An 18,570-nucleotide genomic window follows, 5' to 3' on the forward strand; every position below is an offset into this window, starting at 1 on the left:
CCCTGCTGCTGCGGCCGGCGCTGCTGCTGCCCGCCCTGCTGATCGCCCTGCTGCTGGCGCTGGCGGAGCGTCAGCTGGCCCGCTGGCAGCGGGGTCTCGAGCAAGGCAGCGGCCAGCCGCCCCGCAACCGCGCCTGATCCCAGCCAACGCGATCAATCCCGGCCGGTTGCTGATGAATCAGCGATGCTGATCGCTGCCGCCCTTCCGTTGGCAAGTCGCCCGGGCCGACCTAGCAGGAAAGCAGGAGGGTGGTGCCGCCATGGCCGCAGCTGAACCGGACCGCGACCGCTGCAGCGATCCGATCATGCCCCACGCGGCGCCGGTCCACGACGACCAGGGGCGGCTCACCTACATCGGTGACGACGGCCGCCGCTACGTGGTGGGACTCCCGCCCGACTGCGACGAGGCGCGCATCGAGGAGGTGATGGATCGGCTGCGCGCCGGATCCGGCCTGTTCCAGCGGATCGAGCAGCTCAGCCGCCAGTGGTTGCGGGAGGTGGCGTGCACCGATCTCGATGCCCACGAGGCCCTCACCCTGCTGCTCACCAGCCTCGAAACCGCCCTCGAAGACACCGACGCCCCCTAGCCGGCCAGGCGCCGGCAGGCGGCCAGCACCTGCTCGCCGCTCACATCGCCGCGGATCTCCACCGCGCCGATGGCGGTGGGCAGCACGAAGCGCACCGTGCCGTCGCGCACCTTCTTGTCGCCCTGGAGGCAATCGAGCACGGCGCTCTCCTCCAGGCGGGGCCAGCGCCAGAGCAGCCCGGCGGCTTCGATCAGATCGAGCTGGCGCTGCTGGTCGGCGGCGCTCCAGAGCCCCATGGCCACGGCGATCTCTCCCGCGGCGGCCATGCCGATCGCCACCGCCTCACCGTGCAGCCAGGTGCCGTAGCCGCAGAGGGTCTCCACCACGTGCCCGAGGGTGTGGCCGTAGTTGAGGATCGCCCGCAGACCGCCCTCGCGCTCATCGGCCGCCACCACCTTCGCCTTGGCGGCGGCGGAGCGCTCCAGCAGCGTCTGCAGCAGCTCGGGACCCACCCCCGCCATGTCGGCGATGCCGCCGGCGGCCTCGAGCCGGGCAAACAGCTCGGCATCGCCGATCACGCCGTACTTGATCACCTCGGCCATGCCGGCGCGGAACTCCCGCCCGGGCAGGGTGGCCAGGGTGGTGGGGTCGATCAGCACCAGCTTCGGCTGGTGAAAGGCGCCGATCAGGTTCTTGCCGCCCGGGTGGTTCACGCCGGTCTTGCCGCCGATCGCCGCATCCACCATCGCCAGCAGGGTGGTGGGCACCTGCACCACGGCGATGCCGCGCAGCCAGGTGGCCGCCGCGAAGCCGGCCATGTCACCCACCACGCCGCCGCCGAGGGCCACGATCAGCGAGCCGCGCTCGAGCCGCTGCGCGAAGGCCGCGTCGTGGATCCGGGCCACCGTGGCGGGGGTCTTCTGCTCCTCGCCGGCCTCGATCACCAGCCGGCAGGCCGCCAGACCCGCAGCTTCCAGGCTGGCGAGCGCCGCGGCGCCGTAGTGCTGATCCACCACCGGGTTGGTCACCAGAAGCACCTTCGTGCCGGCCTTGAAGCCGCGGGCAAGGATCCGCTCGCCCAGCTGGGCGAGGACGCCGGCGCCGATCACCACCGGATAGGGGTTGGCGCTCAGCGCCACCTCGATCGTGCGGCAGGTGGGAAGCGCGATGGTCATGGGGCGCGGGGCCGGGCCTGGCCTCCGAGGCTAGATGGCCGATCCAGCCCGGCTGCAGGCCACGCCTAGGGTTGGCCGCAGCTTCCGGTCGCGCCTCCGTGAACCACACCGGCCCGATCGATCCCGCCCTGATCGCCGCCTGGCACCGTGCTCTGGCCGCCTGGGCCGGGCAGGGCCGGCTGGCACGGGCCGCCGCGATCGCCCTGGATCTGCCCGCGGATCATCCCGGGCTCGGCCGGTTGGAGCAGAAGCTGGCAGCGGGCGACTTCGCTGACCTGCCGCCGATCCGCGACCTCGACTGGGAGGCCATGGAGGGCATCCCCTGCGCCTATCTGGAGCAGGAGCGCCTGATCCTGATCAACCGCGACTGGCTCGAGGACGCCCTCGAGGAGCAGGTGATCGCGGTGCTGAGCGAACAGCTCGGCCACCATCTCGATGCCCTGTTCAACTCCCAGGACACGGCCGGTGATGAGGGCGAACTCTTCCTGGAGTGCCTGCGCGGCGATCCTTCCGAGGAGCTGATCGCCGACCTGCGCAGCAGGGGCGATGCCGTGACCCTCCGGCTCCACGGCGCCCTGGTCGCCGTGGAGGAATCCGGGGCGGGAGCCCATTGCCTGGACCCCCGCGACCTCGACTGAACGGTCACCCGGCCTCCTACTGGCGGGCGAGGATCTGGCGCATCCGCTCCTGCAGGTCCTCGATCGGGGTGCCGGTCACATCCACCATGGCGCGCCGGATGCGGCCGCCGTAGGCGAAGGGGGGCTTGTAATCCGGCAGGGCGGGTGAGCCGGGATCGGCCCCCACCGCCACCCCTGCCGCCAGGCCGAGGCTGAGCGGGATGGTCACCGGCAGATCGCCGGCGCCCACCGGCTGGCCATCCACGAACAGCTGCACCCGGGCCGGGGTGCCGCGCCGTTGGCGAGGTCGGCGGGGCCGGTGGGGGTGAACTCGGCGCTCACGATGTGGTGGCCGGCCGGCAGGGGGCTGTCGGAGCGGATGCGGAAGAACTGCTCGGCCACGTAGTTGTAGCCGTAGGTGAGCAGGCCGTTCTGCACGTAGAAGGCGAAGCCGCCGTCGTTGCCGCCCATGCTGAACAGCACCCCCTCGGCTCCGGCCTCGGGCACCTCGACCTCCACCGAGATCGAGTGCGGTCGGTTCAGCACCCGCGGCGCCGCGTTGGTGGGCACCATCTGGGTGCCCGGGTAGTAGATGAAGCGCTGCCGATCGGCGCTGATCTGGGGGCGTTCCTCGGCGAAGCGCTGCACGCCGCGGCTGTCGATCGGCAGCACCTTGTACTTGCCGGCCTCCACGTACCACATGCCGATCATCGCGATCAGCCGGTCGCGTTCGGCGGCGGCCAGGTCGCGGGTCTCGGCGAAATCCTCCTGCAGGTTGTAGAGCTCCCAGCCGTGGGCATCGAGCTGGGTCAGCTGGTCGTAGCTGATCGGATCGCCGAAACGGCGTCCCGATTCCACGAACGACGTGCCCGGCCAGGGGCACACGGCCCGCCAGCCGTCGTGATACAGCGCGCGGTGGCCGAACATCTCGAAGTACTGGGTGAGATGCAGGCTCGCAGCCGCCGGGTTGCCGAAGCAGGAGCACAGCGAGAACCCCTCGATCGGGCTCTGGGTCACGCCGCGGATCGTGTCGGGCGGCTCGATCCCCAGGGCCTCGAGCACGGTGGGCACCATGTCGATCGCATGGCAGTACTGGGAGCGGATCTCGCCGCGGGCGGCGATGCCCTGCGGCCAGCTCACGATGAAGGGATCGCTGGTGCCGCCCCGGTAGGTCTCCCGCTTCCAGCGGCGGAAGGGGGTGTTGCCGGCGTGGGTCCAGCCCCAGGGGTAGTGGTTGAAGTACTTCGGGCCGCCGATGTCGTCGATGGCGGCGAGGTTCTGCGCGAGGTTCTCCGGCACGTTGTTGAAGAACTTGCCCTCGTTCACCGAGCCGGTGGGACCGCCTTCGGAGCTGGCGCCGTTGTCGGAGATCACCATGATCATGGTGTTCTCGTATTCGCCGATCTCCTTGAGAAAGGCGATCAGCTCGCCGATGTGATGGTCGGTGTGCTCGAGGAAGCCGGCGAACACCTCCATCATCCGGGCGTAGAGGCGCCTCTCCTCGGCCGACAGCGCGTTCCAGTCGGGCACGTCGGGATCCTGGCGCGAGAGCACCGTGCCTTCCGGGATGATGCCGAGCTCCTTCTGGCGGGCGAAGGTGCGCTCGCGGTAGGCCTCCCAGCCGTCATCGAACTGGCCCCTGTACTTGTCGGCCCACTCCTTCGGCACGTGGTGGGGAGCATGCATGGCCCCGGTGCAGAAGTACATGAAAAATGGCTTGTCGGGCGCCACCTGCTTGGCGTCGGCGATCATCGCCTTCGCCTTCTCCACCAGATCGGGGGTGAGGTGGTAGCCCTCCTCCGGGGTGCAGGGGGGCTCCACCTGGCCGTTGTCGCGCACCAGCTCCGGGTAGTACTGGTGCGTGTCGCCACCCATGAAGCCGTAGAAGCGCTCGAAGCCGCGCCCCAGGGGCCAGCGGTCGTAGGGGCCGGCTGCGGAGGTCTGCTCGGCGGGGGTGAGGTGCCACTTGCCCACCGCATAGGTGTTGTAGCCCTGCTGCAGCAGGATCTCGGAGAGGAAGCCGTTCTCGAACGGGATCAGGCCGTTGGCGCCCGGATAGCCCATCGACCCCTCGGTGATGCAGGCCAGGCCGTTGGAGTGGTGGTTGCGGCCGGTGAGCATGCAGGAGCGCGACGGCGAGCAGAGCGCCGTGGTGTGCATGTTGCTGAAGCGCAGACCCTCCGCCGCCAGGGCGTCGAGATGCGGCGTGGCGATCGGGCTGCCGTAGCAGCCGAGCTGCCCGAAGCCCGTGTCATCGAGCACGATGAACAGCACGTTCGGCGCCCCCTCGCGGGCCCGGTTGGGTCTCGGCCAGGCGGGCACCGACACGTCGGCGGTGCGGCCGATCACCCCCGGGAAGCTGGTGCCGGGCTTGTATTCGAGCAGGGACATGGGCTGGGCCGAGGCCGGACACGCCCCTCAGTGCTAGCCGTGGGGTGAGGCCGCCACAACGCCCGCGTTACGAACCCGGCGGGTCGATGCCCGGGTCACGGCCTATTCGAGCGGAATCCCGAGCTGGCGGGCCTGACTGGCAGCATCGCGGGCTCCCCAGCGGCGTCGGATCCTGCCGCTCGGGTCGATCTCGAACCATTCCATCGCCACCAGCTCGTAGGAGCGGCCGGTGGGTTCACGACCGAAGGCCGGGGCGCGGAACGTGCCGGTTTCGCGGTAGCGGGCCGCCACCACCGGTCCCTCGGCGATCAGCTCCTCGATCGTGAGCTGCATGCCGTAGCCCTCGATCAGCTGGCGCCAGATCGGCTCGACACGCTCGAACGTTCCCCTGCCGAGCACACCCTGGATCTCGGCATCGTCGGCCAGCAGCTCCCGCATTGCCGTCAGGTCGCCCCGGTTGAAGGCGTCCACGTAGGCCCGCACCACCGCCTTCGGATCCACGCTGCCTCTGCCGCGGCTGCGCCAGGGGTAGCTTCCCCTCGCCCGCTTCGCAACCCCGAGGCGATCCAGCCGGCTGGCGATGCGGAGGCCCCGCCGCTCACGTCTACCGGGCCAGCAGCATCCTGAGGCCGATCGCCACCAGGGCCCCGCCGAAGATCCGCCCCAGCACCAGGTTGGGGATCTGGATGGCCAGCCGCGCGCCCGGCAGGCTGCCGACCAGGAAACCGAGGCAGACCAGCGCGGCGATGCGGATGTCCACGTCGCCCTGTTTCCAGTAGGTCCAGGCGGCGAGAATGCCGATCGGCGGCACCATCANGGCCAGGGTGGTTCCCTGGCCGGCGTGTTGGCTCATGCCGAACAGAAACACCAGGGCGGGCACGATGATCACGCCGCCGCCGATGCCGATCAGGCCGCTCAGGGCACCGGCCGCGATCCCGAGCAACACGAAGGGCAGCAGGCTGATCATGGCGTTGCCCACAGGCGCATGGCCGCATCGTCCTCGCAGTGATGGTCGGGCTGGCCGTGACCTTCGGGCCGGGACCACGCCAACGTCACGCCTCAGCCGGGATCAGGCCGATGCGGTAGTCGGGCTTCAGCATCCGCAGCGGGAACTGATCGAAGCGGGGCGCGTCCAGCCCCTGCCAGCGGTGGCTGCGCAGCAGATGCACGGCGAACACCCGGGCGATGGTCATGGCCAGCTGGGCGCCCAGGCAGGCATGCACACCGCCCCCGAAGGGGATGAACGCATAGCGACGGTCTTCCGATGGCGCGGCCAGGAACCGCTCCGGGTCGAAGCGGCCGGGGTCGGGGTAGTTGCGCTCCCAGCCATGCACCAGGCGTGGTTCGGCGATCAGTTTCCAGCCTTGTTTGAGCAGCATGCCGTTGAGCACCACCGGTCTCGTCAGCCGGCGCGTCACCGTGGAGGAGGGAGGCAGGGTGCGCAGCGTCTCGGCGATGGTGGCGTCCAGGTAGGGAAGGCGGCGCAGGTCGCCCAGCCCGAGGCTGTCGATCGGACCGCGCAGTTCGGAGTCGAGTTCCTGGCGCAGCCGCAGCCGCACGGAGGGATGGCGGTCGATCTGCACCATCCAGGAGCCCAGCAGTCCGGTCACTTCATAGTGAGCACCCCAGAGCTGCAGCAGGCACTGGTTGGCCATCAGCGGATCGCTGAACACCCCGCTCGGATCGGCGCGCTGACCGAGCAGCATCATGCCGAGGAAGTCGTGNNGNGCGGATCGGNCNNNGGCGCGCAGCGGCGCCGCTCGATCACCGCCTGCATGAGCTGGATCAGGCGGCGCCGGGCCGCCATGCCGCGGCCATAGGCCGTGAGCGGGCCCTCCAGGCGGACCAGGCCNGAAGNAGNCCTCGTAGAAGGNCTGGTAGAGCCGCCGCAGCTCGGCCGTCGAACTGATCGGCAACCCCTCGAGGCCGCTGTCGGCCGCATCGATCGGCANCCCCAGCAGCANNGGCACGAGCAGTTCGAACACCAGGCTGTCGATCGCCGGCTGCAGCGCCAGGGTCTGCCTNCGCTCCCCAGGCGGCGANGTGCCGGGCCACCAGGCGATGCATCGCCGGCACGGTGCCGGCGAGCATCGCTCCGCTGNAGGCCGGGGTGAGTGCCGCCTTGCGCACCCGATGCAGGTCGGGTCGCTGGAACAGGCTGTACTCCCCGAACATGGCGTTCGTGGTCGGGAACAGGCTCACCTCCGCGTAGTGCCCGTCGCCGTTGAACGCCATCCGCACCGCCTCCGGTTCAGCCAGGAACACCGTGGTGCCCCCGAAGACGCCCGTGCGGAAGATCGGTCCGTGGGCCCGGAGGTTGTCGCGGCAGAACCGGTCCGGATCGGCCATGAAGGCGAGGGTGTCCCACCAGCGGGGTTCGCGCGGTGGCAGGCTCGCGCCGGCGGGCGGTCTGCCGCCCTCCTCCAGCACCTGAAAGCCTGGGGAGGGGTGCGTCATGGCAGGCCGAACCGTGGCCCAGGTTAGGCAGGCGGCGCACCGCTCCTACCCTTGTGCTGTTGCGCTGCCGCAAGGTCGCGACCGGTGCTGCAGCCGCCCTCGCCATGGACCTGCTGACGGCCGCCATAGCCGCTACAGCCACAGCCGCCACAGCCGCAGCGCTGATCCAGGTGCGCGGCACGCCTCTGCCGGGCGGCACGCCGAGCGGCTCGGCGCAGGTGGTGCTGGAGCGCGCGGCCGGAGGCGACACGCCGGTGCTCACCTTCAGCAGCGCCCGTGGTGCGGTGCGCCTGCTCGTGGACACCGGAGCCTCCTCGCATCTGGTGACCCCGGCCCTGGCTGGGCGGCTCGGCCTGGCCAGCGAAGCCGTCGCCCCGGAGGCCTTCGGCCTGGCCGGAGCGGGGGCGGGCTGCGAGGGCCTGCAGGTGCGCCGGGCCGTGCTGCCGCCGCTGCGGCTGGAAGGCGGCGAGGCGGCGTTCTCGATCAGCGGAGCCGGAGCGCTGGTGCTCGAGGTGGGCGGTCTGCCGCCGGGGATCGATGGTGTGCTGGGCGCGCCGCTGCTGCGGCGCCTCCCCCTCTGGATCGATCCCGCCGCTGAGCGGCTGGCCCTCGGCGAGCGGGCCCTGCGGGCCGCGGACCAGGCGGCGGCGACCCGAGCGGCCGTTTCGGTGAGCCTGCCCCTGCGCTGGCAGAAGGGGGTGCCGCTGCTGCCGCTCTCCACCACCACGGGACCCGTGCAGGCCCTGGCGGATACCGGCGCCGAGGGGCTGTTCCTCACGCCTGCTCTGGCGGTGCGGCTGCGCCCTCAGGGCCGAGCGACGCCTCTGCGGCTCACCGGCTTCTGCGGCGATCAGACGGCCAGCCGTGTGCGCCTGTCCGGCCTCGGGTTGCCCGGCTCGGCACCCCGCGGCGGCACCGATCTCGCCGCTCCGCTCGAGGGGATCGTGACCGTGAACCCGATCTTCCAGGCGTTGGGGGTGGAGGCGATCGTGGGGCAGGAGCTGCTCCGCCGCCGATCCCAGCTCTGGCGCCTCGACGCCACGCCGCCGCTGCTGCTTCTCTGGTAAGGCTGCGGCGACGGTGCCGATGAAGGTGGTTCTGCTGGGCAACGCCGGTGCCGGCAAGAGCACCCTCGCCCGACGACTGATGGCCCGGTCTCCCGCCGCCCGCCTTTCCCTGGACGCGGTGGCGTTTCTTGATGGCTCGGAGCGGCGCCCCATCCAGGACAGCATCGCCGCCGTGAACCGGTGGATGGCCGGCAACGAGAGCTGGATCATCGAGGGCTGCTACGCCGACATCCTGGAGCCGATCGTGCCGCTCTGCGATGAGCTCCTCTTCCTCAATCCCGGCGTGGAGGCCTGCATCGCCCACTGCCGCGCGAGGGCGTGGGAGCCGGACAAGTTCCGATCCCGCCAGGAGCAGGACGCGAATCTGGCCAACCTGATCGAGTGGGTGCGCTCCTACGAGGAGCGGACCGACGAGTACGGCCTGGCCCGCCATCGGGCCCTCTACGACGCCTTCCCTGGCCGCAAGCGTGAGTTCCGTGACCCGAGCGCCTATGCGGCGTTGTGACATCCGGAACCGATGGCGATCGGCCGTTCGCTGGCTCCAGCCCCACTGGAGAGCCCTGCTGCCGCTGCTTCTCTCCGCCTGCCAACCGTTCGGCGCTTCCGGCGCCGGGCCCCCCGTCGACACGCTCGCGACGCAGGTGACACTGGCCGTGGGGCCCCATCGCCTGCATGTGCCGGTGGTGGCCGTCTCCCGCGGCGGCAGGTCGGCCGTTCAGCGCCCCTGCCCCGGCGAGGGCTCTGACTGGCTGTGCGCTGTGCCGCTCGGGACCCTGGTCGCCTCCACCGGTTCGCCGGCCGCAGCGGTGAGGGCAACGAGCGTGGAGGTGCTGCTCGAGGGCTACAGCCTGTTCCAGGACACGGGGCGGGATGAGTGGTTGAGCATCCCGCAGCTCTGTGGTCGGCTCAGCCAGCGCTGGGCCCGCCAGCAGTGCCTGGGCCCGTCGCTGTTCAGGGACAGCCTGCGCCGGTTCACGCTGATCGAAGCGGACGCGCTCGCTCGCACCAACGCGCTCGGTGGGATTGCCGGCCAGAAGGAGCCGGTGCGGCAGGTGGTGCGGCGGATGCGGTTGCGCAACGGCGAGCCCGGCACCGATTGTGCTGCCGACGGTCAGGGGCTCTGCACCGCCGCCCTGCGGCTCTCCGACCGCGTGCTGGTGGTCTGGATCGTCTCCCAGAAGGATCTGCCGTCGATCCGGCGGCAGGCTACCGCCATCCGGGCGTTTCTGACCAGTGCGGCAGGGCCGCAGGAGGATTACGACCGGTTCAGCGCCGCGCTGACCCGCCGCTGAACCCGGCGCCAGGCTCGAGAATGGCAACCGGCAAGGAGGCCCCGCCCGCATGCTGTTTCACGTGCGCCATGCCCTGCGGTATGCCTACGAGCGGCCGGTGTTCCTCGAACCCACCACCCTGAGGCTCACCCCCCGCAGCGATCCCGCCCAGCGGCTGCTGCATCACGATCTGCGGATCACCCCGGAGCCCACCGGCAGCGCCCACGTGCTCGAGCCGGACGGCGGCGAGGCGGTGGTGCTGTGGTTCAGGGCCCTGCAGGAGGAGCTCAGCATCGAGGTGGACATGGTGGTGCGCACCCTGCGGGAGAACCCCTTCGACTGGATCGTCACCCATCCGCCGGCCCTGCAGCTGCCGGCCGCCTATCCGCCCGAGGAAGCCCTCTCCCTGGCCCCTTATCTGGAGGGACCCGGCAGCCCCGTCGACGCGTCGGTGCGGCAGTGGGCGGCGGAGCAGGCCGCAGCGGCGGATGGCCGCGCCACCGACTTCCTGATCCATCTGGCCGACACGATCCACCACGGGTTCCACCACGTGGGCCGACCCGACGGCGAGCCGATGAGCGCCGCCGAAACCCTGCGCAGCCGCACCGGCGCCTGCCGCGACACCGCCATGCTCTACGTGGAGGCCTGCCGCAGCCTGGGGCTGGCCGCCCGCTTCGTGAGCGGCTACTCCATGCACCATCCGGAGGAGGTGAGCGAGCACGAGCTGCACGCCTGGGCCGAGGTGTATCTGCCCGGCGGCGGCTGGCGGGGCTACGACCCCAGCCTCGGCCTGGCGGTGGCCGACGGGCACGTGGTGCTGGCGGCCGCTCCCGATCATCGCCAGGCGGCGGCCGTGAGCGGCCGGTACCGCGGCACCGGCGTGGGCTCGTCGATGCGGTACACGGTGGAGGTGCGCACCGCCACCAGCCTCGAGGCCCTTCAGGCGCTCGAATGCGAGCGACCCCTGCGCATGCCGGCGCCGGAGCAGTGGCTCAGCGGCACGGCCACGCAAGGCAGCGGCTGATGCGTGGCAGGGCGGAGTCCTGCCGGACGTCTCCCCGATGACCGTTCCCGCCCTGCCTGCCGTGGTCACCCTGGCCGCCCTGATCACCTACCAGGGCACGGCGATGGCGGTGGGCCAGGCGCGCGTGAAGCACCGGGTGCTGCCGCCGGCCTGCAGCGGCCCGGAGGGGTTCGAGCGGGCTCTGCGGGTGCAGCAGAACACGCTCGAGCAGCTGGTGTTCTTCCTGCCCACGTTCTGGCTGGCCGCCCTGCTCGGCAGTGAATCCTGGGCCTGCCTGCTTGGCTTCATCTGGGTGGGCGGGCGCATTGCTTACGGCGTGGGCTACCGGCAGGCGGCCGGCAGGCGTGCGCCGGGATTCGGCATCAGCTTCCTGTGCAGCGCGGCGCTGCTGGTGATGGCGATCGTGGGGGTGTTCCGCTGAGCCCAGGCCGCTCCAACCGCTTCGACAATCACTTCCCCGGCCGACCCACGCGCCACAGAGCGAGGCCCCGCCGAACCCGAGCGTCATGGCTGCTGGCTGGTTGCCTCAGTCGAGCCGCTCACCGGAGCGCACGGCGGTGGGGGGCGCTTGCGGATCGCTGCCGGGGCGCCAGATGCGGGCGCGCAGCGCGCCCTGATCGCGAGGCTCGAACTCGGCCCGCCAGCCCGAGGCCCACTCGATCACCACCGTGCCTTGCCTGAGCCGCCACACGCCGCCGGCCGAGCGATCCACGGTGTTGAAGGCCAGGCCGTTGGAGAGCAGGCTCAGGGTCGTGGGGGGCAGCTCGTCCTGCACGGCTCGGAAGCGATACACGCCCACCACCGCCGCGATCGCACCGCTCACCCGCACGGCTCTGCCGTGGTTGGTGGGCGGCTGGAGACGGTCGTCGCCCGGTGCCCACGACCACTGCAGCAGACCTCCGGGCCCGGTGAGGATCGCATCGGTCCAGCCGTCGGCGTAGTCGATGCGAACGCCGTTGCCCCACGGCTGCCAGCGGCCGCGTTCGAGCAGCTCGGCGGGTCGCAGGTTCTGGCTGCCGCCGAACGGCGTGCCGGCCACGCCGCTGGTGCTCAGCGCCCGCCCATCGGCGCTGAGGCGCACATTGAAGAGGTTGTTGGTGTTGTCGACCAGCGCCCACACACCCAGGAAGACTTGCCGCTGCTGGCGGTGTTCGCCCGCCAGGCTGGAAGGCGGTTCCGCCGCCGCCACCGCCGCCGCTCCAGCAGCCCCGCCCCCAGCGGCCAGGGTGGTGAGCAGCACCCCCGCGGCGAGGGGCAGCGGTCGGAGGCGGGGCCGTGTCGCGCGGTCGACCATCCCCATCTGCCGGCCTGGCGGACACCGCTCAATCCTGCTCAGGTCACGGGGCCCTGCGGTGGCGGCTGTCGACAGTCGCAACAGAAGTGCCGGCAGGCGATCGAGCCGGCCCGGGGCCCGGCGGCGCTGGCGAGCGCGATCAGGGCAGCGTGAATCCCGACTGCAGGTGCTTGAGATCGAGCATCACCCAGGTGACCCAGATCAGCAGTGCCACCACACCGGACACGGCGGCGAAGCGGGCCGCGGATCGGGCCAGCAGCTCGAGCAGGCTGATCTCTTGCACGGACTGAACCCAGTTCACTTTTCACCCTATCGGGCGTGTCGGCGCCTGCAAGGATCCAGGCGTGCTGATGTCCGGGCGCTGGCTGGATCGTGGTTCGATGCCTGCCGGCGCCACACCTCTCTTCTGCAGCGCCGAGCCCGCCAGCTCGCTCAGCCTCCCACCGGCGTGCGCGCGGCATCGATGAGCACGGCCGCCGCCCGGGTCGCTGCCGCGCCGGGGGCGGGGTCGCGGCGGAGAAACGCCACCGTGGCGGCCCCCTCGATCAGCAGTTCCAGCTGCCGTGCCAGGCCCACGGGATCCGCACAGCCCAGATCGGTGCAGAGCTGCTCGAGCAGTTCGCGGCAGTGGTCCTTGAACGCTGTGGCTGCCTGTCGCGGCGCTTCCTCACTCTGGGGGTACTCCCCGGCCGCCTTGGCGAACAGGCACCCCTGGAAGCCGGGGGAGCGGAGCCAGTCTTCCAGCCAGGCGAACACGGCGAGCAGACGGGCCCTGGCCTGCTCGGGCGCGTCGGCGGGTACGGCTTCCACGCGCGCCACGATCTCGGCCACGATCGCCGCGCCGCGGCGTTCGAGCACGGCTGCGATCAGCTCCTCCTTGGAGCGGAAGTGCTTGTAGAGGGTCATCTTGGCGACGCCGGCCTGCTGCAGCAGCGTGTCGATGCCCACGGCGCGGTAGCCCTCCCGGCTGAAGAGCTCGAGGGCGGTGTCGAGCAGCGCCTCGCGCCTGGCGGAGGCGGCGCCGGCGGCAGGGGAAGGCGGGGCCATGGGCGGATCGCGGCACGATCACGCTAGCCACTAGACAGATCGGTCTGTTACTGTTTCTGGGCAGACGGGTCTGTCTGTATTCGACTCCTCCAACCAGCCCCTCAGCCCCATCCCGCTCCACCGCCTCTTCGTCACCCCTTTCGCCACCGTTTCGCCATGCTCAAGCTCCACGGCCACGAGCTCTCCGGCAACAGCTACAAGCCCCGCCTGCTCCTCCATCTGCTCGATGTGCCCTACACCTGGGTGCGCGTCGATCTGATGCAGGGAGAGCACCGCTCACCCGCCTACCGGGCCCTCAATCCGTTCGGCCAGGTGCCGCTGCTGGAGGACGACACCGACGGCACGACCGTGCGGCTCGCCGATGCCCAGGCGATCCTCGTGTACCTGGCCCGCCGCCATGGCGGGGAGGCCTGGTTGCCGCTGGAGCCTCTCCCCCTGGCCCAGGTGATCCGCTGGCTCTCCATCACGGCGGGTGAAGTGCGCCAGGGCCCGGAGCAGGCGCGCCTGCACCAGCTGTTCGGCGTGAGCTCGATCAATCTCGAGCGGGCTCAGGAGAGGGCCGCCTTCATCCTCGGCCAGCTCGATCAGCACCTGGCCAGCCGCACCTGGCTGGAGTTCGAGCGGCCCACGATCGCCGATGTGGCGGTGTTCCCCTATGTCGCCCTCGCCCCCGATGGCGGCATCGATCTGAGCTCCTATCCCCAGGTGCTGGCCTGGATCGAGCGGCTGCGGCAGCTGCCCGGCTATGTGCCGATGGAGGGAGACTCCACACCATGACAACGCCTGGATGGAGTCGATCGGACTCCCCCTTCCATGCCGGCGAACGGGCCATCCAGGCACGCCTGGGAGTGGAGGAACAGCTCGACCGACAGGGCCGGCGCGTGATCCGCACCGTTCTGACCGAGCAACATCGCGCCTTCTTCGGGATGCTCCCCTACCTGCTGGTGGGGTCCGTCGATGCCGAGGGACAGCCCTGGGCCTCCATGCTGGTGGGGCCTCCGGGATTCCTCTCCTCGCCGGACGAGCGGACCCTGCGGGTGGCCGCCCGGCCTCTGCCCGGCGATCCCCTCGCCGCCAACCTCGCCGCATCAGCGCCGATCGGTGTGCTGGGGATCGAGCTGGCCACCCGCCGCCGCAACCGCATGAATGGCGTGGTCGGCTCCCCTGGCGCCGATGGCTTCACGATCCATGTCGAGCAGACCTTCGGCAACTGTCCCCAGTACATCCAGGCGCGCCAGGTCACGCTGCAGCCCTTCGAGCCCTCGGAGCCCAGGGCGATCGTGGCGGTGGATCGCTTCGGGGAGGAGGAGGCGGCTCTGATCGCCGCCGCCGACACCTTCTTTATCGCCACGGCGGTGGAGGCTGCCGCGGCGGGAAGCGCGGCCGGTGTGGATGTGTCCCATCNGGGGGGGCAGGCCGGGGTTCGTGCGACTCCACGATGCCCGCACCCTCACGATTCCCGATTACTCCGGCAACCACCACTTCAACACCTTCGGCAATCTCGAACTCAACCCCCGCGCCGGACTGCTGTTCGTCGATTTCCGGCANGGGGACCTCCTTTATCTCACCGGNNCANNNCAGCCCAGGTGATCTGGGAAGGAGAGGAGATCCGCCACTACGCCGGCGCCGAGCGGTTGCTGCGTTTCCGGCTCCGGCGGGGGCACCGCGTGCCGGGAAGCCTTCCGCTGACCTGGAGTGAGCCCGAGTCCTCGCCCTACCTGGAGCCGCTGGACTCGAGGTAAGGCGCTGCTGCCGTGCTGGGGCGTGGGCTCGTGATCTGCCGCCAACCTCCATCAGCCCCCACCAGCTGCGCAGCCACGATCCCGTGGCGCTCCGGGCCGTCGGGCTTGGTGGTCTCCCCCAGGGTGATGCCCCCCGAGGCCGTCACCAGCTTTCCGCCGGGGTTTCCCCGGAGGCGCCCGCAGGGATCTCCGGCCTAGCGCTAGCCGCTCGATCGCGGCGTCGTGCAGAGCGTCCCGGCGATGGTTCTCAGTCGCTGATTCCGGCGCAGATCGATGCAGAGGGGTGAAAGGATGCGCGCCATTGCCCCAGCCGGCCTGCCATGGACCTTCCAGCCCTGTTGCTCGCGGCCGGTGGCCACCAGCTCGAAGCCGCCGAGACGCTGGTGCAGGCAGGCCGGTTCGCGGTGATCCTGTTCGCGGCCCGGGCCCTGGCCGAGCTGATGGTGCGGTGGCGCCTGCCGGCCATCCTCGGGGAACTGGTGGCGGGTGTGCTGATCGGCGTCTCGGGCCTCCATCTGATCCTGGCCCCGGAGCTGGCCGGCGAACTCAACGCCTTCGCCGAGCGCACGATCGCCGCGCTGGNCCACGTGGGGCCCGAGCAGGTGCGGGAGATCTATGACCACAGCTTCACCAATCTGCAGGCCGTTGGAAAGATCGGTCTCTTCTCCCTGCTCTTCCTCACCGGTCTGGAGAGCGAACTGGACGACCTGATGGCGGTGGGGGTGCAGGCGATCACGGTGGCGCTCACAGGTGTGGTGCTTCCCTTCGCCCTGGGGACCTTCGGCCTGCATGCTCTCTTCGGGGTGCCGCTGCTGCCGGCGATCTTCGCCGGTGCGGCGATGACGGCCACCAGCATCGGCATCACGGCCAGCGTGCTGGGGGAGCTGAAGTTCCTGCGCAGCCGTGATGGGCAGACGGTGATCGGTGCCGCCGTGCTCGATGACATCCTCGGCATCGTGATCCTGGCCGTGGTGGTGGCACTGGCGGGCGGCGAAGGGTTCGCCGTCGGCCCGATCCTGAAGCTGATCGCGGCGGCCGCGGTGTTCGTGATCGTGGCGCTGTTCCTGAGNCGCACCGCCGCCCCCTCCTTCGACTGGCTGCTCGATCGCCTCCAGGCTCCCGGAGAGGTGGTGGTGGCGGCCTTCCTGGTGCTCTCGGTGGCCTGCTTCGCCGCCCAGGCCTTCGGCCTGGAGGCGGCCCTCGGGGCCTTCGCCGGTGGCCTGATCCTGAGCTCGTCCCGGCACCGGCATGCGATCGAAGCGGCGGTGAAGCCCCTGGTGGCGCTGTTCGCCACCGTGTTCTTCGTGCTGATCGGCAGCGGCATGGACCTCTCCGTGCTCAATCCCTTCGAGGCCGCCAACCACGAGGGGCTGGCGATGGCCGGCTTTCTGCTGGTGGCCGCCGTGGTCAGCAAGGTGGCGGCCGGATGGAGTTACCTCAGCCCGGAACCCACCAACCGGCTGGCGGTGGGGCTGGGGATGATGCCCCGCGGCGAGGTGGGATTGATCTTTCTCGGCCTGGGCACTCAGACCGGGGTGCTGGGGTCGTCGCTGGAGGCGGCCATCCTGCTGATGGTGATCGGCACCACCTTTCTGGCTCCGGTGCTGTTGCGCCTGGTGCTGGCTGATCCCGCCGCCGCCGCGGAGGTGGCCCCGGGAACCCCGGCTCCCTGAGGGCGCGGTGGGTTGGGGCCCGGAAATCCACCGGGGCCCTGATCACTGGCGGCCGGCTCGGTTGCTGAGAGATCGGGGCGCGGCTGGGTCGGGGTGCCACTCATGGAACGCCGCCTTCGCTGTCTTCAGGATGGGCGAGCGCTGCAAGCCCCCGCCGGTGGAGCTCGCGGGCATACTCGGTCCAGGTGNCCTGGCCCCAGTAGCGGAAGCAGCTGGTCTCCAGCAGCAGCAGGTGGAGCAGGGCCTGCTGGTAGGCCGGGGTCTGAGTGATGGCGGGATCCTGCGCCACCAGGGAGTCGAACCGCTGATGGAAGCGCGCGCTGAGGTTCTGCATCGGCTCCAGCACGTTGGCGTAGCCCTCCACCCAGCTGAGGTCGTTGGTCCAGGAGGCGCCGGCCATCGAGAAGGAGGGATCGCCGGCCTGGAGTTCGGCGATGGCGGCGTCCACCGCCGCCGGGGTGGGTGCGCTGCCGGTGCGCTGCCAGAGCCTGTGCTGCCCCACCGCCTGGATCGAGGGGAAGGAGTCGGCGTGGATGCCGGCGGCGTCGAGCAGCTCCAGGTATTCCGTGCCGTTGATCGCCACCGTGGCCGCATCGCCGGCTGCTTCGCTGGCGATGCGGTGATGGGCCTGAACGAACGCCGGCGGGAACTCGTTCATCATCACGCCGCCGTTTTCGCCGTCGGCGATCTGGCAGACGATGGAGGGAATGGTGATGCCGCCCAGCGCTTGCCGGCCCAGCCCCAGGGCCTGGTAGCAGGGCTGCATCTGCCCCACCAGCTTGGTGTCGGAGCCCTGGGTCTTGATCAGCGCCGTGATGGCCACCTCCTCGCCGCTGGAGCTGCGCGCCACCAGCCGGTTGGGGATGAAGCTCTGCTCCTGGCTCAGCGCCGAGCCATCCAGGTTCTCCACGCTGTGCTCCTGCACCAGCAGCCAGCGGTAGCCGCACTCCCGCAGCGCCTGCACCAGGGCGAAGAGCGTGTCTGGATGGTTGGGCAGGGCCATCTCCGGCAGGGAGAAGCCTTTCACCCGCTGCAGGGCCTCGCTGCCGAACAGGGCGGCGACGTGGTGCTGCCAGGCCAGGATCTGCAGCTTCAGATCGGGGATCGGCGTGGAGGGCGCCACGGCGTGGCTCCAGAACGTGCCCAGCCACTCCACATGGGGCTGCATGGTGGGATCCGTGGCCAGGAACCGCAGCGCTTCGAGGATGTCGGCGCGGCCCATCTGCTCGATGCCCCAGAGCAGGTTGCCGGAGTAATCGAGCATGATCCGCGGGTTGCAGCCCTCGGCGATCAGCTGGGGGATGAGTTCGGCCAGGCGCCGGTAGCAGCGGGCGAACGGCTCGGCGTTGTGGTTGTCGCCCTCGCCCGGGTGCTCGAACATCCACTGCAGGTGGGAGATCAGCTCTCCGTTGGCACCGGCCGGAATCGTGGGCTGGTGCATGTGCAGCGCGCAGGCGAAGGCCGATTCGATCGCCTCGAGCTTCAGGTTGGTGCGCTCCAGTGCCACCGGCCCCGGCTGCTGCACCAGGGCGAGAAGTTCGGCTTCACGGCCGGCGATCGGCGGCAGGGGTTGGCGGGGGAAGGACATGGTTGGCAGCTCCGTCAGGAGTCTGTTGCCCTTGGCGAGCCATCCTCAGCATCTGTCGGAAGACCGTGAGCATCGCTGGGATGGCTGTTCAACGCAGGGAAGCAGGCCAGGGCTGAGGGTCTTCCGGGGTGGCTGGAGGCCCGGACAGCACCCGTAGCATGGCTTTCTCGACACGGGCTCCGCCATGGCCAGCAACCCCGTCACCTGGTTCGAGATCGCCGTCTCCGACATCGAGCGGGCCAAGCGGTTCTATGAGACCGTGTTTGCGCTCAGCCTCACCAAGCTCCCCACCCCCGGGGGCGATGACTACTGGACCTTTCCCATGAGCGAGACCCTCATGGGAGCCGGTGGCGCACTCACCACCATGGAGGGCATGCAACCTGGCGGTGGCGGCACCTTGATCTACTTCAGCTGCGAAGACTGCAGCGTGGAACAGGCCCGGGTGGAGCCTGCCGGTGGCAAGGTGCTGCAGTCGAAGATGAAGATCGCCGATTACGGCTTCATCGCCATCTGCCTGGTCACGGAAGGGAACAGAATCGGCCTGCATTCAGAACGCTGATCGCCGTGTGAGGGCTCTGCGGCACACGCTCCTGCCCGCTGTCCCGGCTTCGTGAGGCCTCCAGTGGGCAGCCCATTCCGCAGACCCGGACCCCTCACCGCCGCGCTGTCCGCCGTGACCCTCTGGGCCACACAGTGGT

Annotated in this window: 21 protein-coding genes and 1 pseudogene; 12 read left to right on the forward strand and 10 right to left on the reverse strand. The window is 70.5% G+C overall.

Features of this window, described 5'->3' with window-relative positions; translation table 11 throughout:
• The first annotated feature begins 259 nt into the window (after positions 1–259).
• Positions 260–586 carry a hypothetical protein gene (locus tag SYNGFB01_RS11780; RefSeq protein WP_048018191.1) on the forward strand — a complete coding sequence of 109 codons (327 nt, stop codon included), beginning with the start codon at positions 260–262 and terminating at the stop codon, positions 584–586.
• Here the strand turns inward: SYNGFB01_RS11780 and aroB are convergent.
• Positions 583–1,701 (reverse strand): 3-dehydroquinate synthase, encoded by a 1,119-nt coding sequence (aroB, locus tag SYNGFB01_RS11785; RefSeq protein ID WP_048018192.1) that lies wholly within the window; start codon positions 1,699–1,701, stop codon positions 583–585. The genes SYNGFB01_RS11780 and aroB overlap by 4 nt on opposite strands.
• Before the next feature lie 71 nt (positions 1,702–1,772).
• Here aroB and SYNGFB01_RS11790 point away from each other — a divergent pair, with 71 nt between their 5' ends.
• Positions 1,773–2,339 (forward strand): hypothetical protein, encoded by a 567-nt coding sequence (locus tag SYNGFB01_RS11790; protein ID WP_161795896.1) that lies wholly within the window; start codon positions 1,773–1,775, stop codon positions 2,337–2,339.
• A gap of 16 nt (positions 2,340–2,355) precedes the next feature.
• Here SYNGFB01_RS11790 and SYNGFB01_RS15735 read toward each other — a convergent pair whose 3' ends face one another.
• The 5 genes from SYNGFB01_RS15735 to SYNGFB01_RS11810 all read right to left on the reverse strand — a co-directional run bounded on the left by SYNGFB01_RS15735 (position 2,356) and on the right by SYNGFB01_RS11810 (position 6,601).
• Entirely contained in the window at positions 2,356–2,568 is a 213-nt protein-coding gene (locus SYNGFB01_RS15735) for a hypothetical protein (RefSeq protein ID WP_235300145.1), read from the reverse strand.
• Complete coding sequence (locus SYNGFB01_RS11795) at positions 2,544–4,709, reverse strand: arylsulfatase (protein ID WP_235300146.1); 2,166 nt, start codon at positions 4,707–4,709, stop codon at positions 2,544–2,546. Before SYNGFB01_RS11795 ends, SYNGFB01_RS15735 begins: the two co-directional genes overlap by 25 nt.
• Before the next feature lie 102 nt (positions 4,710–4,811).
• Positions 4,812–5,210 (reverse strand): ester cyclase, encoded by a 399-nt coding sequence (locus tag SYNGFB01_RS11800; protein WP_048018194.1) that lies wholly within the window; start codon positions 5,208–5,210, stop codon positions 4,812–4,814.
• 103 nt (positions 5,211–5,313) lie between these two features.
• A complete protein-coding gene (locus SYNGFB01_RS11805; RefSeq protein WP_048018230.1) occupies positions 5,314–5,676 on the reverse strand; it encodes a TSUP family transporter in 363 nt (120 codons plus the stop codon).
• Between the two features lie 85 nt (positions 5,677–5,761).
• A complete protein-coding gene (locus tag SYNGFB01_RS11810) occupies positions 5,762–6,601 on the reverse strand; it encodes a cytochrome P450 (RefSeq protein WP_255347557.1) in 840 nt (279 codons plus the stop codon).
• Positions 6,602–7,225: 624 nt separating this feature from the next.
• On the opposite strand from SYNGFB01_RS11810, the gene SYNGFB01_RS11815 reads away from it, so the two are divergent.
• From SYNGFB01_RS11815 to SYNGFB01_RS11835, 5 genes are all read left to right on the forward strand, one after another.
• Positions 7,226–8,233, forward strand: coding sequence for an aspartyl protease family protein (locus SYNGFB01_RS11815; RefSeq protein ID WP_152669645.1), 1,008 nt, complete (start codon positions 7,226–7,228; stop codon positions 8,231–8,233).
• A 19-nt stretch (positions 8,234–8,252) separates the two neighbouring features.
• The gene (locus SYNGFB01_RS11820; protein WP_048018196.1) at positions 8,253–8,738 is read left to right on the forward strand and encodes an AAA family ATPase; all 486 of its coding nucleotides are present in this window, start codon (positions 8,253–8,255) and stop codon (positions 8,736–8,738) included.
• A 136-nt stretch (positions 8,739–8,874) separates the two neighbouring features.
• Entirely contained in the window at positions 8,875–9,525 is a 651-nt protein-coding gene (locus SYNGFB01_RS11825) for a hypothetical protein (protein ID WP_235300148.1), read from the forward strand.
• 49 nt (positions 9,526–9,574) lie between these two features.
• A complete protein-coding gene (locus SYNGFB01_RS11830) occupies positions 9,575–10,528 on the forward strand; it encodes a transglutaminase family protein (RefSeq protein WP_072061624.1) in 954 nt (317 codons plus the stop codon).
• A gap of 37 nt (positions 10,529–10,565) precedes the next feature.
• Positions 10,566–10,949: an MAPEG family protein gene (locus SYNGFB01_RS11835; protein ID WP_048018197.1), complete on the forward strand. Its 384-nt coding sequence runs from the start codon at positions 10,566–10,568 to the stop codon at positions 10,947–10,949.
• A gap of 105 nt (positions 10,950–11,054) precedes the next feature.
• On the opposite strand, the gene SYNGFB01_RS11840 is transcribed toward SYNGFB01_RS11835, so the two are convergent.
• The 3 genes from SYNGFB01_RS11840 to SYNGFB01_RS11845 all read right to left on the reverse strand — a co-directional run bounded on the left by SYNGFB01_RS11840 (position 11,055) and on the right by SYNGFB01_RS11845 (position 12,869).
• Positions 11,055–11,828 carry a hypothetical protein gene (locus tag SYNGFB01_RS11840; RefSeq protein ID WP_053068476.1) on the reverse strand — a complete coding sequence of 258 codons (774 nt, stop codon included), beginning with the start codon at positions 11,826–11,828 and terminating at the stop codon, positions 11,055–11,057.
• A gap of 133 nt (positions 11,829–11,961) precedes the next feature.
• Positions 11,962–12,105, reverse strand: a complete 144-nt coding sequence (locus SYNGFB01_RS15020; RefSeq protein WP_200900112.1) for a hypothetical protein — start codon at positions 12,103–12,105, stop codon at positions 11,962–11,964.
• 149 nt (positions 12,106–12,254) lie between these two features.
• Positions 12,255–12,869, reverse strand: a complete 615-nt coding sequence (locus SYNGFB01_RS11845; protein ID WP_048018198.1) for a TetR/AcrR family transcriptional regulator — start codon at positions 12,867–12,869, stop codon at positions 12,255–12,257.
• Between the two features lie 156 nt (positions 12,870–13,025).
• Between SYNGFB01_RS11845 and SYNGFB01_RS11850 the strand changes: the two genes are divergently transcribed.
• The 4 genes and pseudogenes from SYNGFB01_RS11850 to SYNGFB01_RS11860 all read left to right on the forward strand — a co-directional run bounded on the left by SYNGFB01_RS11850 (position 13,026) and on the right by SYNGFB01_RS11860 (position 16,284).
• Positions 13,026–13,646 (forward strand): glutathione S-transferase family protein, encoded by a 621-nt coding sequence (locus tag SYNGFB01_RS11850; protein WP_048018199.1) that lies wholly within the window; start codon positions 13,026–13,028, stop codon positions 13,644–13,646.
• Positions 13,643–14,014, forward strand: a pseudogene (locus SYNGFB01_RS15970) (pyridoxamine 5'-phosphate oxidase family protein); the annotation flags it as partial. The gene SYNGFB01_RS11850 and the pseudogene SYNGFB01_RS15970, both read left to right, overlap by 4 nt.
• Before the next feature lie 247 nt (positions 14,015–14,261).
• A complete protein-coding gene (locus SYNGFB01_RS15745; RefSeq protein WP_235300162.1) occupies positions 14,262–14,459 on the forward strand; it encodes a pyridoxamine 5'-phosphate oxidase family protein in 198 nt (65 codons plus the stop codon).
• Positions 14,460–14,931: 472 nt separating this feature from the next.
• The gene (locus SYNGFB01_RS11860; RefSeq protein ID WP_048018200.1) at positions 14,932–16,284 is read left to right on the forward strand and encodes a cation:proton antiporter; all 1,353 of its coding nucleotides are present in this window, start codon (positions 14,932–14,934) and stop codon (positions 16,282–16,284) included.
• Positions 16,285–16,384: 100 nt separating this feature from the next.
• On the opposite strand, the gene SYNGFB01_RS11865 is transcribed toward SYNGFB01_RS11860, so the two are convergent.
• Entirely contained in the window at positions 16,385–17,872 is a 1,488-nt protein-coding gene (locus SYNGFB01_RS11865) for a glycosyl hydrolase family 57 (protein ID WP_048018201.1), read from the reverse strand.
• Positions 17,873–18,056: 184 nt separating this feature from the next.
• Between SYNGFB01_RS11865 and SYNGFB01_RS11870 the strand changes: the two genes are divergently transcribed.
• Positions 18,057–18,431 carry a VOC family protein gene (locus SYNGFB01_RS11870; RefSeq protein WP_048018202.1) on the forward strand — a complete coding sequence of 125 codons (375 nt, stop codon included), beginning with the start codon at positions 18,057–18,059 and terminating at the stop codon, positions 18,429–18,431.
• Positions 18,432–18,570 lie beyond the last annotated feature (139 nt).

This window comes from Synechococcus sp. GFB01, from assembly GCF_001039265.1.
Lineage (GTDB): Bacteria > Cyanobacteriota > Cyanobacteriia > PCC-6307 > Cyanobiaceae > NIES-981.

Bases quoted from the DNA above. Each gene is read 5' to 3' on its own strand.
- SYNGFB01_RS11780 (WP_048018191.1), top strand. From the start codon at position 260: ATGGCCGCAGCTGAACCGGACCGCGACCGCTGCAGCGATCCGATCATG.
- aroB (WP_048018192.1), bottom strand. From the start codon at position 1,701: ATGACCATCGCGCTTCCCACCTGCCGCACGATCGAGGTGGCGCTGAGC.
- SYNGFB01_RS11795 (WP_235300146.1), bottom strand. From the start codon at position 4,709: ATGTCCCTGCTCGAATACAAGCCCGGCACCAGCTTCCCGGGGGTGATC.
- SYNGFB01_RS11820 (WP_048018196.1), top strand. From the start codon at position 8,253: ATGAAGGTGGTTCTGCTGGGCAACGCCGGTGCCGGCAAGAGCACCCTC.
- SYNGFB01_RS11830 (WP_072061624.1), top strand. From the start codon at position 9,575: ATGCTGTTTCACGTGCGCCATGCCCTGCGGTATGCCTACGAGCGGCCG.
- SYNGFB01_RS11835 (WP_048018197.1), top strand. From the start codon at position 10,566: ATGACCGTTCCCGCCCTGCCTGCCGTGGTCACCCTGGCCGCCCTGATC.
- SYNGFB01_RS11840 (WP_053068476.1), bottom strand. From the start codon at position 11,828: ATGGGGATGGTCGACCGCGCGACACGGCCCCGCCTCCGACCGCTGCCC.
- SYNGFB01_RS11845 (WP_048018198.1), bottom strand. From the start codon at position 12,869: ATGGCCCCGCCTTCCCCTGCCGCCGGCGCCGCCTCCGCCAGGCGCGAG.
- SYNGFB01_RS11850 (WP_048018199.1), top strand. From the start codon at position 13,026: ATGCTCAAGCTCCACGGCCACGAGCTCTCCGGCAACAGCTACAAGCCC.
- SYNGFB01_RS11870 (WP_048018202.1), top strand. From the start codon at position 18,057: ATGGCCAGCAACCCCGTCACCTGGTTCGAGATCGCCGTCTCCGACATC.